At 63.7% G+C, this 17,232-nt stretch carries 11 protein-coding genes and 1 pseudogene; 6 read left to right on the plus strand and 6 right to left on the minus strand.

All coding sequences use genetic code 11. The features are described from left to right. Nucleotides 1-23: 23 nt before the first annotated feature. From KUW62_RS16835 to bchF, 4 genes are all read right to left on the minus strand, one after another. Nucleotides 24-3,560, minus strand: a complete 3,537-nt coding sequence (locus tag KUW62_RS16835; RefSeq protein ID WP_224816622.1) for a magnesium chelatase subunit H — start codon at nucleotides 3,558-3,560, stop codon at nucleotides 24-26. Then, nucleotides 3,532-5,088, minus strand: coding sequence for a ferredoxin:protochlorophyllide reductase (ATP-dependent) subunit B (bchB, locus tag KUW62_RS16840; protein WP_224816623.1), 1,557 nt, complete (start codon nucleotides 5,086-5,088; stop codon nucleotides 3,532-3,534). The genes KUW62_RS16835 and bchB overlap by 29 nt, the downstream gene beginning before the upstream one ends. Before the next feature lie 64 nt (nucleotides 5,089-5,152). Further along, complete coding sequence (locus tag KUW62_RS16845) at nucleotides 5,153-6,436, minus strand: ferredoxin:protochlorophyllide reductase (ATP-dependent) subunit N (RefSeq protein WP_224816624.1); 1,284 nt, start codon at nucleotides 6,434-6,436, stop codon at nucleotides 5,153-5,155. After that, entirely contained in the window at nucleotides 6,433-6,918 is a 486-nt protein-coding gene (bchF, locus tag KUW62_RS16850) for a 2-vinyl bacteriochlorophyllide hydratase (RefSeq protein ID WP_224816625.1), read from the minus strand. Before bchF ends, KUW62_RS16845 begins: the two co-directional genes overlap by 4 nt. Nucleotides 6,919-7,239: 321 nt before the next feature. Between bchF and KUW62_RS16855 the strand changes: the two genes are divergently transcribed. The 6 genes from KUW62_RS16855 (at nucleotide 7,240) to idi (ending at nucleotide 13,464) form a co-directional block, all read left to right on the plus strand. After that, nucleotides 7,240-8,052 (plus strand): B12-binding domain-containing protein, encoded by an 813-nt coding sequence (locus KUW62_RS16855; RefSeq protein ID WP_224816626.1) that lies wholly within the window; start codon nucleotides 7,240-7,242, stop codon nucleotides 8,050-8,052. Nucleotides 8,053-8,160: 108 nt separating this feature from the next. Beyond that, nucleotides 8,161-9,543, plus strand: a complete 1,383-nt coding sequence (gene ppsR / locus KUW62_RS16860; protein WP_370632904.1) for a transcriptional regulator PpsR — start codon at nucleotides 8,161-8,163, stop codon at nucleotides 9,541-9,543. Nucleotides 9,544-9,594: 51 nt separating this feature from the next. Further along, on the plus strand, nucleotides 9,595-10,506 hold the full coding sequence (chlG, locus tag KUW62_RS16865; protein ID WP_224816628.1) for a chlorophyll synthase ChlG: 912 nt from the start codon (nucleotides 9,595-9,597) through the stop codon (nucleotides 10,504-10,506). Further along, the gene (locus KUW62_RS16870; RefSeq protein WP_224816629.1) at nucleotides 10,503-11,753 is read left to right on the plus strand and encodes a BCD family MFS transporter; all 1,251 of its coding nucleotides are present in this window, start codon (nucleotides 10,503-10,505) and stop codon (nucleotides 11,751-11,753) included. The genes chlG and KUW62_RS16870 overlap by 4 nt, the downstream gene beginning before the upstream one ends. A 2-nt stretch (nucleotides 11,754-11,755) precedes the next feature. Next, nucleotides 11,756-12,937, plus strand: coding sequence for a geranylgeranyl diphosphate reductase (locus tag KUW62_RS16875; protein WP_224816630.1), 1,182 nt, complete (start codon nucleotides 11,756-11,758; stop codon nucleotides 12,935-12,937). Then, nucleotides 12,934-13,464: an isopentenyl-diphosphate Delta-isomerase gene (gene idi, locus KUW62_RS16880; RefSeq protein ID WP_224816631.1), complete on the plus strand. Its 531-nt coding sequence runs from the start codon at nucleotides 12,934-12,936 to the stop codon at nucleotides 13,462-13,464. The genes KUW62_RS16875 and idi overlap by 4 nt, the downstream gene beginning before the upstream one ends. 22 nt (nucleotides 13,465-13,486) lie before the next feature. On the opposite strand, the gene dxs is transcribed toward idi, so the two are convergent. Beyond that, nucleotides 13,487-15,409: a 1-deoxy-D-xylulose-5-phosphate synthase gene (dxs, locus tag KUW62_RS16885; RefSeq protein ID WP_224816632.1), complete on the minus strand. Its 1,923-nt coding sequence runs from the start codon at nucleotides 15,407-15,409 to the stop codon at nucleotides 13,487-13,489. Nucleotides 15,410-16,122: 713 nt separating this feature from the next. After that, nucleotides 16,123-17,232, minus strand: a pseudogene (gene pufC, locus KUW62_RS16890) (photosynthetic reaction center cytochrome PufC); the annotation flags it as partial.

Raw genomic sequence — 17,232 nt, forward strand, 5'->3', positions numbered from 1 at the left:
GTCCAGCATCGGTCGATCCTTCCTTATTCGGCCGCCACGTTGAGGCCCTCTAGGGTATCCTCAAGCTCATCCGCACCGGCCTGAAGGGCGGCGAGGGTCGCGTCGTCGGGTTGCCAGTAATTCCGTTCGTGGGCTTCCAGCAGGCGGTTCGCCATCCGGGCGGAAGCCTGTGGGTTCAAATCCGCCAAGCGGCGGCGCATGTCCTCGTCGAGCACGAAGGTCTCGGACAGGCGTTGATAGACCCATGGATCCACCTGCCCCGTCGTCGCGGACCAGCCAAGCGTGTTGGTCACTTGCGCCTCGATCTGACGAACGCCTTCATGGCCGTGCTTCAACAGCCCCTCGAACCATTTGGGATTGAGGGAGCGGGAGCGGGTTTCCAGCGCCACCTGCTCCTGCAAGGTCCGTACCTTGCCATCCCCGCGTGTCTGGTCGCCGATGAAGACCGGCGCTTCGGTGCCGCCCTTGGCGCGTTTCACCGCGCGGGAGATCCCGCCAAGCGTATCGAAATAGTGGTCCACCGTGGTGACGCCAAGCTCCACGCTTTCGAGGTTCTGGTAGGCTAGGTCAACGTCCTTGAGCGCGCTTTGCAGCATACCGGGGTTCTTGTGGGCCTTGCCGTCGACGCCGTAGGCGAAGCATTTCCGTGCCTCGTAGGCGTCGGCAAGCTCATCCTCCTCCCCCCAGGCGGAGCTGTCGATCAACGCGTTGACGTTGGAGCCATAGGCCCCTTCGGCGTTGGAGAAGACACGCAGGGATGCTTCCTCCATCGAACAGTTCATCTTGGCCGCGTAATCAAGCGCGTGGGCGCGGATGAAGTTTTGCTCCAACGGCTCGTCTGCCGTGGCGGCCTTGTGCGCAGCCTCCGCCAGCATCCGGGTCTGGAGCGGGAGAAGATCACGGAAGATGCCTGAAAGCGTCATGACCACGTCGATGCGCGGGCGCCCAAGCTCCGTCAGCGGGATCAGGTCCGCCCCGCACAGGCGGCCAAAGCTGTCGAAGCGCGGCGCGGCCCCCATCAGCGCAAGCGCCTGGGAAATCGGGCCGCCATCGGATTTGATATTGTCGGAGCCCCAAAGCACCATCGCGACGGAGCGGGGCAGATCCCCCGCGGCTTCCAGCAGCTTGTCGGCTTGCTTCGCCCCGTCCTGCAACGCGAATGCGGTGGGCATGCGGAACGGATCGAAGGCGTGGATGTTGCGGCCCGTGGGCAGAACCTCGGGGCTGCGGATCAGATCGCCGCCGGGGACAGGCTCGATATAATGGGCCGACAGCGCGCGCATGATGGCGGGCAATTCAGAATCTTCACGCAGCAGATGTGCGACCCTGTCCTGCGTGTCAGGATCGGTGTCGGCCATCGCTTTGAGGTGTTCGACAATCTCGTCTTGCGACATCGGGCGCCCGACAACGTGCAAACCGTCGGGGATCAGCGCGTCTTCGGTTTCCAGCAGCGTCAGCCACAGCTTGTCGGGATCGCGTTCGTCCAGGTCGACCGCTTCGGCCTGCGCGTCGATGAGCGCCGCCAGATCCTCCCGCTCCGCCGCGTCGGGAAGCAGCGCGCGCCAGCGGGTCAGGCTGTCCTTCAAATCCGCCAATCCCTTGTAGAGGCCCGATGCGGCCAAGGGCGGCGTCAGATGCGTGATCGTCACGGCATTGGAGCGCCGTTTGGCCAACGTCGCCTCCGACGGGTTGTTGGAGGCATAGAGGTAGACGTTCGGCAAATCCCCGATCAGACGATCCGGCCAATCCTGCGGCCCCATCCCGGCCTGCTTGCCTGGCATGAATTCCAACGCGCCATGCATCCCGAAATGCAGCAGGACATCGGCCTGAAATACCCGCGACAGCCACAGATAGAAGCCGGAGAAGGCGTGGGTCGGCGCGAAGCCCTTCTCGAACAGCAACCGCATCGGGTCGCCTTCATATCCGAAGGTCGGCTGCACCCCGACAAAGACCTTGCCGAATTGCGCGCCGAGCACGAATATGCTGCGCCCATCGGCCTGCACGCGCCCCGGCGCAGGGCCCCAGACGGCCTCCACCTCATCCAGCCACGGCGTTTCCCGCACCAGCCAATCGGCGTCAAGGCGGGCGGCGACATTGGCTTCTTGCCCGGTGATGTCGGAATTGCCTTTCAGCACGGCATGGCGGAGGTCATCGACGGTCGCCGGAACCTCCACGTCATAGCCATCCGCCTTCATCTGGCTCAGCGTGTTGTGCAGGCTCTCGAACACCGAAAGATAGGCAGCGGTGCCGATGGCGCCCGCATTGGGTGGAAAGCCGAAGAGGACGATGCCCACATTCTTTTCGGCGTTTTCCATGCGCCGCAGGCGGGCGCGCTTTGCGGTGCGCGCAACCAGAGCGGCGACCCGTTCCTCGCAGGGGGCCATCGTGCGGTCCGATCCACCATGGCGACCGGCGAAGACCGTGGGACCGGTGGCGCCGTCAATCTCCGGCAGGGCGACCAGCATCGTCGTCTCCACCGGGCCAAGGCCCTGGGCGCTCGCCTCCCATTGTTCGATGGTCTGGAACTCGATCGGATGGGCCGCGATGTAGGGCACGTCGAGGCGCTTGAGCACATCGACCGCCGCGGCACTGTCGTTGTAGGCCGGGCCACCGATCAGGCTGAACCCGGTCAGCGACACAAGCGCATCGACTTTGCCGTCAATGTAAGCGTCAATCGCCGGACGTCCATCCAATCCATGGGCGAAGGCGGGGATGACGGCCAGGCCCGCCGCCTGCATCTGCCGGATCACACAATCGTAATGCGCCGCGTCCGAGGCAAGGATGTAGCTGCGCATCATCAGCAAGCCCACGGTGGCCACCGGATTTTCCGGCTGCGGCAGGTCGGCGGGATCGGTCGTGATGTGGTGGCCGGGCAGATCGGGGTGGTAGAGGCCCACTTCGGCATAATCAATCGGCGCCGACGCCTTGGCCCCCTTGAAGGCGGCATCGCTGGCATAGGTGCCGATCAGGAACCGGATCATCTGTTCGACATTGTCGTCGGACCCGCCCAGCCAATATTGCATGGTCAGGAACCAGGCCCGCAAATCCTGCGCCTTGCCGGGGATGAACTTGAGGATCTTCGGCAGGCGGCGCAGCAGCTTCATCTGCTTCTCGCCGGAATTGGCGGATGGTTCTTTCGTGCCGCGCAGCTTCTTGAGTAGCTTCATCGGCCCACTGGCCGGCTTCATCATGTCGAGGTCGCCCATCCGGGTCAGCTGCACGACTTCCTTGGCGGAGATGATGCCGATCATCGCGTCGCACGCGTCGCGCCGCGCCTCCAGATCGGGGAGGATCGCCTTGATATGTTCTTCGATGAACAGAAGGTTGGTGACGATGATGTCGCCGTGCTTGACGGCCAGCTTCGCTTCTTCCAGCGCGGCCGGGTTTTCGGCCCATTCCGCCGCTGCATGGACGGAGACGTTCAAGCCGGGGAATTCGGAAGACAGGATTTCGGACACACGCGCGGCGGGGCCGGCCACGTGGTGATCCAGCGTGACGATAACGACCCGGTAGCCGGGAATATGATCGCCGTCACCGCGCAAAGTGTGCTTTCGCCTCATAAAGAGTGTCGAGGGAGATTTCGTGCAGGCCTTGGTCGGCCGCGAATTTCTCGGTGTTGCGGCGGGCCTTGCCGCGCACGAAGAACGGGATCTTCTTCAGTTCCATCTCGGCGTCCGCGAGCCAGACCATGACGTCGGAGCCCGTTTCGGGCTGTGCTTCGCTCACGCGCTCCTCCTCCACCCTGTCGGGTGTCCTCGCAGCGTCCACGGGTTTTGGGGCGTGGCCGCCGTGATGGCTCGGGCCCGCTTCGTCGTGGAATTCGAAATCCTCCCGGAACATGGCCAGCAGGTGTTCTTCAAGGCCCATGACCAGCGGATGTATCCAAGTGTCGAAGATCACGTTCGCGCCTTCCCAGCCCATCTGGGGGGAGTAACGCGCCGGGAAATCCTGCACGTGGACGGGGGCGGAGATGACGGCGCAGGGGATGCCGAGCCGCTTGCCGATATGGCGTTCCATCTGGGTGCCGAGGATCATCTCGGGCGCGGCATCCTCAATGGCCTTCTCGACTTCAAGATAGTCGTCGGTGATGAGCGCCGGGACGTTGAATTCCTTGGCCAGCTCCCGGATGGGGCGGGCGAATTCGCGGTTGTAGCAGCCCAGCCCCACAACCTCGAACCCCATTTCATCGCGGGCGATGCGGGCGGCGGCTTTCACATGGGTGGCATCCCCGAAGAGGAACACGCGCTTGCCGGTGAGGTAGGTGCTGTCGACAGACTTGGACCACCAGGGCTGACGGAGGCGAGAGAGGTCCTTGCGCGGCTCCACCCCGCAAAGGGCGGCCACCTCCGCCACGAAATCGTGGGTGGCACCGACGCCGATGGGAACGGTCTTGGTGTAGGGCTGGTCGAAGGTCCGCTCCAGATGGCGCGCGGCGCTTTCGGCGTGTTCGGGGTAAAGCACGACATTGGCATGGGCCGCGCCCAGCCGGGTGATATCTTCCGGCGTTGCGTCGAAGGGGGCCACGACATTGATGCCGATGCCCATCTCAAAAAGCAGGCCCTTGACCTCTTCGATATCATCGCGGTGTCGGAACCCTAGCGCGAGGGGGCCGAGGATGTTGACGGTGACGTCCGGCGTGCGATCCATTGGCGCCGCAAGTGCGCGGACGATCTGGTAGAATGTCTCGTCCGAGCCGAAGTTTTCCTTGCGCTGGTACGAGGGCAGTTCAAGCGGGATCACCGGCACCGGGATCTGCATCGTTTCGGCCAATCCGCCCGGATCATCCTGGATCAACTCGGCGGTGCAGGACGCGCCGACGATCATCGCCTGCGGTTGGAACCGGTCATAGGCTTCCTGGCACGTCACCTTGAAGATACCGGCGGTGTCCTCGCCCAGATCGCGCCCTTCGAACGTTGTGTAGGTCACGGGCGGGCGATGGTCGCGCCGTTCGATCATGGTGAAGAGCAGGTCCGCGTAAGTGTCGCCCTGGGGGGCGTGCAGCACGTAGTGAAGGCCCTTCATCGCCGTTGCGACGCGCATGGCGCCGACGTGGGGCGGGCCCTCATATGTCCAGACGGTGAGTTTCATGGCTTGTTTCTGGGGCTCTGCCCCAGACCCCGGGATATTTCGGGCACATGGAAGACAGGATGCTTCATTCCGCTGCCTCCAGTTTCAGGAGGGCGCGGCGGCGAACGGGGCGGGAAAAGAGGCCTGCGAGGTCGCCTGCCTGTTCGTAAAAGTGGACGGGTGTGAAGACCAGTTCGATGGCCCATTTGGTGGTAAGACCCTCCGCCTCCAGCGGATTGGCGAGGCCGAGGCCGCAAACGGTAAGGTCGGGGCGGGCGGCGCGGACGCGGTCGAGTTGCTTGTCGACGTCCTGGCCTTCGGAGATCGTGGGGCCTGCGGGCATCAGATCAAGGTCGGGGCCGACGAGGCCCTTGTGGATGAAGGGCTGGCCGATCTCGATGGCTTCCATGCCGCATTCACGGGTGAGGAAGCGGGCCAGCGGGATTTCCAGCTGGCTGTCAGGCATGAAGAAGATGGTCTTGCCGTTGAGGTGTTCGCTGGCGTTGGCGATGGCTTTGCGGGCGCGGGCGCGGGGGGCGGCGGTCACGCGCTCGAAGGTGGTCTCGTCCACGCCAAATTCGTCCGCGATGGCGCGGAGCCAGAGCGTTGTGCCTTCTTCGCCGAAGGGGAATGGCGCCTGGATGTGGTGCGCACCGCGCCGGGTCAGGGCGGCGGCGGTATCTCCGAGGAACGGTTGAAGGCAGGCGAAGACGGTGTTGGGGCCGACGCCGGGGGTTTCCGCCGTGCGGGGGGCGGGGAGGACGCGGATTGGGCCGATGCCCATTTGGGTCAGCAGGCTGACGGCCTGGTCTTCGACGACGTCGGGCAGGGCACCGACGAGGAGCAGTTCGCGTTGATCCGTCGTGGGCAGGACGGGGACCATGGAGGCGAGGCAGGCGTCTTCGCCCTGGGTGAAGGTCGTCTCGATGCCGGAGCCGGAATAGTTCAGCACACGGACGTGGGGGGCGTGGACCTGCGTCAGGCGTTCCGCTGCGCGGGCGAGATCGAGCTTGATGACTTCGGAGGGGCAGGAGCCGACGAGGAAAAGCTGCTTGATGTCCGGGCGGCGGGACAGAAGGCGGGCGACTTCGCGGTCCAGTTCCTCGTGCGCGTCGGCCATGCCGGCGAGGTCGGTTTCCTCGAGGATGGCGGTGCCGAAGCGCGGCTCGGCGAAGATCATCACGCCCGCCGCCGATTGCAGCAGATGCGCGCAGGTGCGTGAGCCGATCACCAGGAAGAAGGCGTCCTGCATCTTCCGGTGCAGCCAGATGATGCCGGTCAGACCGCAGAAAACCTCCCTCTGGCCGCGCTCCTTCAGGACGGGTGTATCGCGGCACGTCGTGGCGGTGATCGGATTGGGGGTATTCATGCGCGCACCCCCACATCCAAGCGCGCCATGCGCAGCTTCCACACGAACTGACCGGCGTTGACGACATAAGCGGCATAAGCTGCCAGTGCGATCCACATCTGGGTGTCAGCGGGCCACCGGCTCAGCAGGGCCCAGACATAGGCCAGGTGCAGCGCGATTACGGCGAAGCTGAACACGTCCTCCCAGAAGAAGGCAGGCGCGAAAAGCCATTGGCCGAAAACGACTTTTTCCCAAATCGCCCCGGTCACCATGATGGTCAGGAGAAGCGTGGTTTTCGCGATGATCGACAGGGTCGCGGCGTCGTATCCGGCCCCCGTCAGGAGGTAGCGCGCGACCAGCGCAAGTGAGACAAGGAAAACGAGGAATTGCACCGGCGCCAGAACGCCCTGAACCAGCGTCCAGATGGTCGCGTCCCGTCTTTCCCGCTGTTCCGGTGTATAGAGCTGCGGTCTGGGCAGCTCCGTTAGCGTGTCGCTCGGCATTGCGTTTACGATTCCTTCAGGCCTGCCTCGAAGGTACGGGTGTAAACCTCAAAGTGTCAATCCAAACTTACACTTTCGGCGCTGTCTGCCAGCCGTGCCTGACACCCCGGTAATCGACTCGTTTTGCCTTAGATTACTTGGCATTTGCGCTATCAGGTGATAGGTATGGCGCGACGAATGCGGCCGGAAATGGCGTGGGTGTCAATTTCCTTTGACATTGACCCCGGGACTCAGCGACACTTTCGGCCACCAAGGCTGGCTCACATATGAGCGCAAACGCACGGTGAGACGTGCCTCGTGTGCAAGGATAGTGGCACTACGATGGCAGACGGTGACAGCAACAACCTGTACGAATCCGCGGGAACGGTGCGGGGCGATGTGCGCGATCTTGCGCGCCACGCGATCCGTATTCTCGTGCGCGGTGACAGTACGCCTGAAAACACCCTGACCCGGCGGATGCACGCCCTGTCCGACCTATACCTCGGGTGGGATCCGCAACTTTGGCGTGACGCCATCCACGACTTGCAGCGGGACGGCTTCACCAAGAACGAGATCGTCGACCACATCCTGCCCGAAGTCGCGCGTATCCTCGGGCAGCGTTGGGCCGACGACACGCTCAGCTTTGCGGACGTATCCATCGGTACGGCGCGGGTCCAGCAATCCGTGCGTCAGATCGCCAAGCGAGAGGTGCGTGCCCCGGTGACGGGCAAGGCCGCGAAAGTGCCGCGCCTTCTGTTGGTCATTCCGCGCGGGGAAGATCACACGCTTGGAATTTTCGTGGCCGCCGACAAGTTCCGGCGCTTCGGATACGACGTGGATATCGCCATCGACGATCATCCACGTGACATTGCCGCCATGATGCGTGAAGGCCGCTATTGTATGGTGGGCCTGACAGTTTCCGGCCGTCGAACCCTTGCATCCGCAAGGGAAGTGGTGGAAATAATTCGATCAACGGCAAAGGTTGCGCCGCCAATTGTTTTGGGCGGAACATTATTGTCCGAGAATGAAGATTTGAAGGCCGCGACAGGTGTGGACCATCTGGCGCAGGATGCGAAAGATGCGTTATCGGCGTGTGGATTGGACATCGTGGAGGCAGACCCTCCACTTCGATCAATGTCTGTGCATGCGAAATGAAGGCGAACGATCTGTGACGGGAAAGAGGTTCTTATGAACACGCGCGGATCAGATTTTTGGGATACCCCCTCGACGCCCCCGATCGGGCCCGAGCAATTCAACGAGATCGTGACCACAGCAGCGGATCTGGCCATCGTGCTTGATACGGAAGGCAAGGTGCATTCTGTCGTCACCAACCCACTGAACCCCACCCTGGGCCGGCTGGACCATTGGAAGGACCGCGATATCCGCGAATTCCTGACGGTGGAAAGCCAGCCCAAGATCGACGCACAGCTGACCGCCTATCGCGGCGGACAGAAGGCCAAGGCCGACGCGATTGAGGTGAACCATTTCGACAATGCGAATTGGGAATTCCCGATCCGCTACACCCTGCACAAGACGGGCCGCGACGACATCATCCTGATGCTGGGCCGCGACTTGCGCCCGATTGCGGAGCTTCAGCATAGACTGGTCAAGGCGCAGTTGGCGCTTGAGAAGGATTACGAGAGCCACCGGGACTACGAGACGCGCTATCGCGTTATCATGGAAGCCAGCCGCGATGCGCTGGCCCTTGTTGATGTCGGGTCCGGTCGGATCGTGGACCTGAACGGATCAGCCGCCCAGATCCTCGGGGCCGAAGCGGAAACGCTTGCCGGATCGGCGTTCACCCAGGAATTCGAGGGGCGCCGCCGGGGCGAATTCATCGAGGGGCTCGTGCAAGCCGCGGGCGATGATGCCGCGCGCACCATCACCGCGAAAACGCGCCGGTCCTCGGTCGAGGTTCTGCTGCATCCGATGGTGTTCCGCGCGGCGGGCGACAAGACGCTTCTGTGCCGGATCGAGACGGCGGGAAGCCCGGAATCCGTCGCGGCCGAACTCTCGCAGGTCCTCTCGGCGCTTTACCGCGACGGGGCGGACGCGATTGTCTTCACCGATGCCCACGGAGTTATTCGGTCCGCGAATGATGCGTTTCTCGGCCTGTGTGATGCGGGGCAACTCTCTGACGTCAAAGGGAAATCCCTGGGTGACTTCCTCTCCCGCGGCTCCGTCGATCTCAAGGTCTTGATGGACAATGCATCGCGTAATCGCAAGATGCGGCTTTATTCCACGCGGCTAGACGGGGCGTATGGTTCGCAATTGTCGGTGGAGATGTCCGCCGTTCACCTGACCGCCGCCGGACAGGCCGGATATGCCTACGTGATCCGCGACACCAGCCGGATGGAAGTGGTGCGCGAACCGGCGGGCAATCTGCCCGGCGGACCGGCGCCGATGTCCGACGACGCCATGCGCAACGTGATGGATCTGGTTGGGTCGGCCCCCCTAAAGGACATCGTGTCCGCCACGACAGATGTGGTGGAAAAGATGTGCATCGAAACGGCGGTGGAGCTGACGGATAACAACCGTGTCGCCGCCGCGGAGATGCTCGGCCTTTCGCGGCAATCGCTCTACGTGAAACTGCGCAAATACGGGCTTCTGGCCAAGAACGATTCCGGTACGCCGCCGAAAGCGTAAACCTGCCTTTACACTTGCCGACTCGAGGGGTGTCAGATTAGTCTGACACTTATGAGTGTAACGACCGACCTCAGCACGACAGAACCGACCCGCACATTGCCCGAACCCCGGGCGATCCTGACATTGTTGAAGCCGATCACCTGGTTTCCGCCGATGTGGGCCTATCTGTGCGGAGCCGTTTCTGCCGGTGTCGCGCCGTCGGGCCACTGGCTGGTGCTGGGGCTGGGTGTTGTTCTGGCCGGTCCCGTCGTCTGCGGGATGAGCCAGGCCGCGAATGATTGGTGCGACCGCCATGTCGACGCGATCAACGAGCCCGACCGCCCGATCCCGTCGGGGCGCATTCCCGGACGCTGGGGCCTTTGGATCGCGCTCATCATGTCGGTCTTCGCCGCTTTCCTTGGTCTGACCCTCGGACCCTGGGGCTTCGGTGCGACGCTGGTGGCGATCGCCGCCGCCTGGGCCTATTCGGCGGAACCGATCCGGTTGAAGCGGTCCGGGTGGTGGGGCCCGGGACTCGTCGGCATTTCTTACGAGAGCCTTCCGTGGTTTACCGGCGCCGCAGTGCTGGCCGCGGGCGCGCCGTCCTGGCCCGTTATTATCGTGGCCCTTCTTTACGGCATCGGCGCGCACGGGATCATGACACTCAACGATTTCAAGGCGCTGGAAGGCGACCGCCAGATGGGCGTGAACTCCCTTCCCGTCACCCTCGGCCCGGACCGGGCGGCAAAACTTGCCTGTATCGTCATGGCGCTGCCGCAAGGGGTCGTCATTGGACTGCTCATTTTCTGGGATGGCCCGTGGTTCGCGCTGGCCATTGCCGTGTCCCTGGCCCTGCAACTGGCCGCTATGCGCGTTTTGCTGCGGGATCCCAAGGGCAAGGCGCCTTGGTACAACGGCACCGGCGTATCGCTCTACGTCCTCGGCATGATGGTCACCGCATTTGCGATCCGGGGGCTGATATGACGTTGGGATGGGGCGGCATCGCACGGCTCTGCCTCGCCAACATGGCCATCGGCGGCTTGGCCGCGCTTCCCGTGAACCTCTTCAACCGCCTGATGACCGTCGATCTGTCCTGGCCCGCGATCCTGCCGGGCCTTCTGGTCGCGCTTCATTACGGCGTGCAATTGACGCGGCCTTATTGGGGGCACCGGTCCGATGCGAAGGGCGGGCGCACGCCGTTCATCGTCGGCGGCACGATCTGCGTCGGGCTGGGCCTGATCCTGACCGCCTATGGCATCGCCTACCTGGCTGGCACCGCTGCCCTGGTCGTCTGGATCATCGCCTATGCGCTGATAGGGCTTGGCATCGGTGCGGCGGGCACATCGTTCCTCGCTCTTCTGGCCACCGCATCGGACGATCACCGCAAACCGGCCGCGGCCACTTTCGCATGGCTCACGCTGATCTTCGGGGCCATCGCCGCATCCATCGGCACCGGCTTCGCATTGGAGCCGTATTCGCACGATCGCCTGATGGCGGTGGTCCCCGTCGTCGCGCTGATCGCGACGCTTCTGTCATTGATCGCCACATGGGGGGTGGAGGCGAGGTTGGGTACCGTCCCCGCACCGGCGGAACCGAACCTGCGCCGCGCCCTCGTCGCCACTTGGGCCGATCCCGCCGCGCGCGCCTTCACGGGGTTCGTGTTCCTTTCCATTCTCGCCTTCTACCTTTCCGAGCTGGTGCTGGAGCCCTTTGCGGGCCACATCCACGGGCTGCCACCCGAAGATTCCACCAAGCTTGGCGGAGCCAAGGACGGCGCCGCCTTGTTGGGGATGCTCGCCGCCGGGGCGCTGTCGACCTTTCGGATCGGCAGCCTGCGGGTCTGGGCCGTCATCGGCTGCGTCATGTCAGCCGTCGGCCTGATCGGATTGGGTTCCGGCCTACCGCTTATCCCGTTCACCGTGGTTCTGGGCCTCGGTAACGGGCTGTTCGTCGTGGGGGCTATCGGTTCCATGATGCGCCTGGCCGCCGCCGAAAAGGGCGCCGCCGGAACGCGCATGGGGGTCTTTGGGGCAGCACAGGCCATCGCAGCGGGCCTCGCCGGGCTGATCGCGACTGGCATCCTCGACCTCGCCCGCCTGGCTCTACCGATAGAGGCCGCCTACGGCACCGTCTTCGGGCTTGAGGCGATCCTGTTCCTGACCGCCGCCTTGGTTGCGGGAAGACTTCTTCACACACCGGCCCAACGGCCGACGCTCCAACCGGGGGAATGACCATGAAATACGACGTTGTTGTAGTGGGCGGCGGACCGTCCGGGGCCACAGCGGCCGAGGATTTGGCGCGATCCGGTCATTCCGTGGCGTTCATCGACCGGGACGGGCGGATCAAGCCCTGCGGCGGGGCCATTCCCCCGCGCCTGATCGCCGACTTCCACGTCCCCGACAGCCAGATCGTGGCCAAGATCACCACGGCGCGCATGATCTCCCCCACGAAGCGCCGCGTCGATATCCCGATCGAGAATGGCTTCGTCGGGATGGTCGATCGGGAGCATTTCGACGAGTTCCTCCGCGTTCGCGCGACGGAAGCCGGGGCGGATCGGTTCACCGGCACCTATACCAAGATCACCCGTGACGCCGAGGGCACCCATGTCCATTTCCGTAACAAGCGGACCGGCGAAGACGACAGCGTGACCTGCCAATTGGTCATCGGGGCCGATGGCGCGCGGTCCAACGTGGCAAAGCACGAGGTTCCGGGCGGCGACAAGATCCCCTACGTGATCGCTTATCACGAGATTGTGGAGGCCCCCGGCCCGCGCGGAGAGTATCACCCCGACCGCTGTGACGTGATCTATGACGGCGCGATCAGCCCGGATTTCTACGGCTGGGTGTTCCCCCATGGCCACTCCGCCAGCATCGGCATGGGCTCCATGGTCAAGGATGTGGACCTCAAACAAGCGACGGCGGATCTGCGCGTGGCCTCGGGCCTGGAAGATTGCAAGACGATCCGAAAGGAAGGCGCGCCGATCCCGCTCAAGCCGCTCGACCGGTGGGACAATGGCCGCGACGTGGTGCTTGCGGGTGATGCGGCGGGCGTCGTGGCGCCCTCCTCGGGCGAAGGCATCTATTACGCGATGGTGGGGGGCCGGGTGGCCGCAACTGCCGCTGCGGCCAGCTTGCAATCGGGCCGAGTGAAGGATCTGCAACTGGCCCGCAAGCTTTTCATGCGAGAGCACAAGCAGGTCTTCAAGGTCCTCGGCGCGATGCAGAACGCTTATTACAAATCCGATGAACGCCGCGAACGCTTCGTGACCCTGTGCCACGATGTCGACGTGCAGCGCCTGACATTCGAGGCCTATATGAACAAGAAGCTGGTCAAGGCCCGCCCGCTTGCCCATATCAAGATCGGCATCAAGAACCTTGCCCACCTGACCGGGATCGTATCCGCGAAACGCGCATGAGCATTCACATTCCCACATGGATCGACGGCACGCTTCAACCCGTCGAAAAACTGGAGGCCCATCAACGCGGCCTGCGGCACAAGGCGATCTCTGTCTTTCTGCTGCGCGACGGGCAAGTCCTTCTGCAACGCCGGGCGCTGGGGAAATACCATACGCCCGGCCTATGGGCGAATACCTGCTGCACCCATCCCCACTGGGACGAGGACGCAATGCATTGTGCCGTCCGCCGTCTGGAGGAGGAATTGGGGATCGCCGACGCCACCCTCACCTACCGCGACACGGTCGAATACCGCGCCGATGTGGGTGGCGGTTTGATCGAGCATGAGGTTGTAGACATCTTCGTTGGCGATTTGCCAGAAGGCGTGGATCCGATCCCGAACCCCGACGAGGTGATGGATACGATCTGGACTCCGCTAGACGGATTGGCGGAGGAGGTTCTGCGCGCCCCGGATGGCTACACGCCATGGCTTCGGATTTATCTGCGCGAACACGCGGCGCTGATCTTCGGTCCGGCGTCCGGCACCTGATCCGCCCGCGACCGTCGCACTGTCAGGCCCGCGATTTTCCCTCGAACGCCCCCATTGTGACACCCAGCGCGTCCAGCGCCTGCGCCGCGATGTCCTGCGCGGTCAGACCGGCATCGGCATACATGTCGGCGGGGCTCGCCTGGTCAATGAAACGGTCGGGCAGGTGCATCGTGCGCACGGCGCAGCGTCCGTCCAGTTGCCCGCTTGCGGCCAGATGGTGGAGGACCATGCCCCCGAAACCCAGCATCGCGCCTTGCTCTACCGTTATCATCGCGCTGTGCGTGGCCATCAACCGGTCCACCAATGCGGTGTCGAGCGGTTTGGCGAAGCGCGCATCGGCGATGGTCACGGACAACCCCCGCGCCTCCAGCTCCGCCGCGGCGTCCTTGGCTTCTTCCAGATGCGCGCCGAAGGACAGGATCGCGACATCGCTGCCCTCCTGAATAATGCGGCCCTTGCCGATGGGCAGGACATCTCCCGTTTCAGGCAGCGCCACGCCCGTCCCCTCCCCGCGCGGATAGCGGAGCGCGATGGGGCCGGTATCATGGGCAGCGGCGGTGGCGAGCATATGGACAAGTTCCGCCTCGTCGGCGCAGGCCATGACCGTCATGTTGGGCAGGGCCGCGAGGTATCCGATATCGAACGCACCGGCATGGGTCGGGCCATCGGCCCCCACCAAGCCCGCGCGGTCGATCATGAAGCGCACGGGCAGGTTTTGCAGGGCCACATCGTGAACCACCTGGTCATAGCCCCGTTGCAGGAAACTGGAATAGATCGCGCAGAACGGCTTCAGGCCGCCCGCCGCCATGCCCGCGGAAAACGTCACCGCATGTTGCTCGGCGATGCCCACATCGAAGACACGCGCGGGCATTGCCTTTTGCATCGTGGCGATGCCGGTGCCGCCGGGCATGGCGGCCGTCACGCCGACGATGCGATTATCCGTCTCTGCCATGCGCAACAGGGTCTTGCCGAAAACCCCGGTATAGCTTGGCGCGTTGGGCGCTGATTTCTTCTGGACGCCTGTGGCGACATCGAATTTCGCAACGCCGTGATAACAATCGTCCGACAGCTCGGCAGGGCTGTAACCTTTGCCCTTCACCGTGACCGCGTGGATCAGAACCGGGCCGTCACCTCGGGCCTTCGCGGCGCGCAGGGTGGTCAGCAATTCGCCCATATCGTGCCCGTCGACCGGCCCGATATAGGTGAAGCCCAGATGCTCGAACAACGTGGCCGAGGGCTGATGTCCCGTCACCAATTCCCGCGCCCGTTCCGCGCCTTGGCGGATCGGTTCCGGCAGGTGCTGCGCCACACCATCGGCGATGTCTTTGAGCGTCGCCAGCGGTGAATTCTCCGACAACCCGGTCAGATACCGGCTCATGGCACCCACCGGCGGAGCGATCGACATCTCGTTGTCGTTCAAGATCACGAACAGACGCTTGCCCAACGCGCCGGCATTGTTCAGCGCCTCATAGGCCATGCCCGCACTGATCGAGCCGTCGCCGATCACCGCGATGCCGTCCCCCGTCGCTTCCCCCAGGCCGCTGGCCATCGCAAAACCCAGCGCGGCGGAGATGGAGGTGGAGGAGTGTGCCGCGCCGAACGGATCGTATTCGGATTCCGCGCGTTTGGTGAATCCGCTCAAGCCCCCTTTCTGGCGCAGGGTTCGGATTCGGTCTCGTCGCCCGGTCAGGATCTTGTGGGGGTAGCATTGGTGGCCCACGTCCCAGACCAGCTTGTCATAGGGCGTATTGAACACTGCGTGGATCGCAACCGACAGTTCCACCACACCAAGCGAAGACCCAAGATGACCGCCGGTCTGCGATACGGCGTCAATAACCTCCGCCCGCAATTCTTGGGCGCATTGGGCAAGATCCGCGTCGCTCATCCGGCGCAGGTCGGACGGGTATGTCACACGGTCCAGAACGGGTGTTTCGGGGGTATCCATTGGTCATTCTCCGTCACTTTCGCGCCGGATAGAGCCTTCCGGCAGCATATTGCCCAAGCAGGTGTCTGACGTCTGCCGGGTGGGCCGGGCGGCGAGGCGATTGCCCCGCCACCCGCCTTGGATCATTCGACGGCGGCTTCGATCAACTCAAGGCACGCTTGCGTCATGTCGACACCGGCATCGGCAGCCGCCTGGCAGATCTCCAGGGTGACTGCGATATCCTCTGCCCCTTCGACAACTTCCGCCATGGCGTCGGGATCTTCGGCCTCGATAGCCTCTTCCATCGCGGATTCAACCTCTTCCTCGGCGGCGTCTTCCAGCTCGCCCATATCGGTGGTCTCTTCCTCGGCGCCCGTGTCGGCGGCATCGGTATCGGCGGCCTCTTCCTCGGTCGCCGCGGCGTCCGCATCGGCTGCTGCATCCTCCGTCTCGGCTGCCGCGTCCGCGTCGGTTTCATCCGCATCGACGGCAGTGTCATCCGCCGCCGCTTCCTCGGTTGCTTCAGCATCCGCTTCGACCCCGGCATCCGCGTCGGCAGCACCGTCGTCCGCCGCGTCAGCCTCCGCATCGGTGGCATCGTCTTCCGTCGCCGCTTCCTCAGCTTCGGCACCGTCGTCGGATTCCGGGGCCGCTGCTTCTGGATCGGTATCCTCGGCATCTGCCGTTTCAGGCTCGGGATCAGCGACTGCGACCTGCCATGCCGAGTAATCGGGCGGGCCGTCGATCACGTTCAGCTCGGGCCAGTTCGCGATCACGTTGAGGCCTTGCAACGGCTGCTGGTAGCCTTGGTGACAGGTGCGGCAGGCCGCAAGCGGCGCGTCGCCATAGACCGGGCCAAGACGCTCCTCAGGGTACACGTCTTCCAGCGGAAGCAGGTATTCCGTGATCATCTCCTGAACCATCAGGATACCAAGCGATGCGGTCCCCCATTGCGGCGTGTTCTGACCGCCATCGTAGAACGCGCGGGAATTGTGGCAGAAGACACAGTTCACCCCCAGCGAGTTCGAGATGTAATTCATGAAGCCGTAGGTCCGCTCCGTGTGCTGGATCAATGGATCGCCCGGCTGCTGCTGCACCCGGCTGTCAAGGTCGTGGACCGCGATCTGGTTGTATCCGCCATCCTCCGCCTCGAGCAGGTAGTGCTCCAGGTAATCGGACGGCAGGGAGGTGAAGTTGGACGTCATGGTGGCGCGGTTCTGATTGGCGCTCCACCCTTCCGCGTTCGCGTTCACCGGGCTGATCCGGTACCAGATATTGTTGGGGACCGGCTGACCGCGGTGACAGGTATAGCAGGTGACGCCAACTTCATAATTGGCGTTCACATGGGCATCCCAGTTCACGTTGATGTTGCGGGTCATCAGCAACATGTTCCGCGCGACAACCTTGGTATAGGTATCGTCGTCGGCATATTCGCCATCCGCCGCATTCGCGTGGCAATAGGCGCAGCCCTCGTCCGGCGCGACCCAGAGGGTCATCGCGTTCATCAGGCGGTTGAAGTTAGCGTCGGTCAGATCGCCCAGAACCTGCACGTTTTCGTAGATGTCACCGGCAAGTGCCTCTCCCTCCTCGGGGGGAAAGGGCTCATCGGTGTAGAAATCCGCGACGGTGGGATCACCGGCCGACAGGTCTCCGACGAATTCCTGAACATGCATCCCCGTGCCACGGGGGCCGGTTTGCATCGCCGCGGTGGCAAAGGGTTGCCCCCAGGCGATGATCATCACCGCGACGAAAATCGCCCCGCCGACGGCCCCGACAGCGATGGCCGGGCCGTAGATGTTCGTGGGATTGTCGGTATTCCATGTGTCGAACCACTTGGGAAACAT

This window comes from Hasllibacter sp. MH4015, assembly GCF_020177575.1.
GTDB lineage: Bacteria > Pseudomonadota > Alphaproteobacteria > Rhodobacterales > Rhodobacteraceae > Gymnodinialimonas.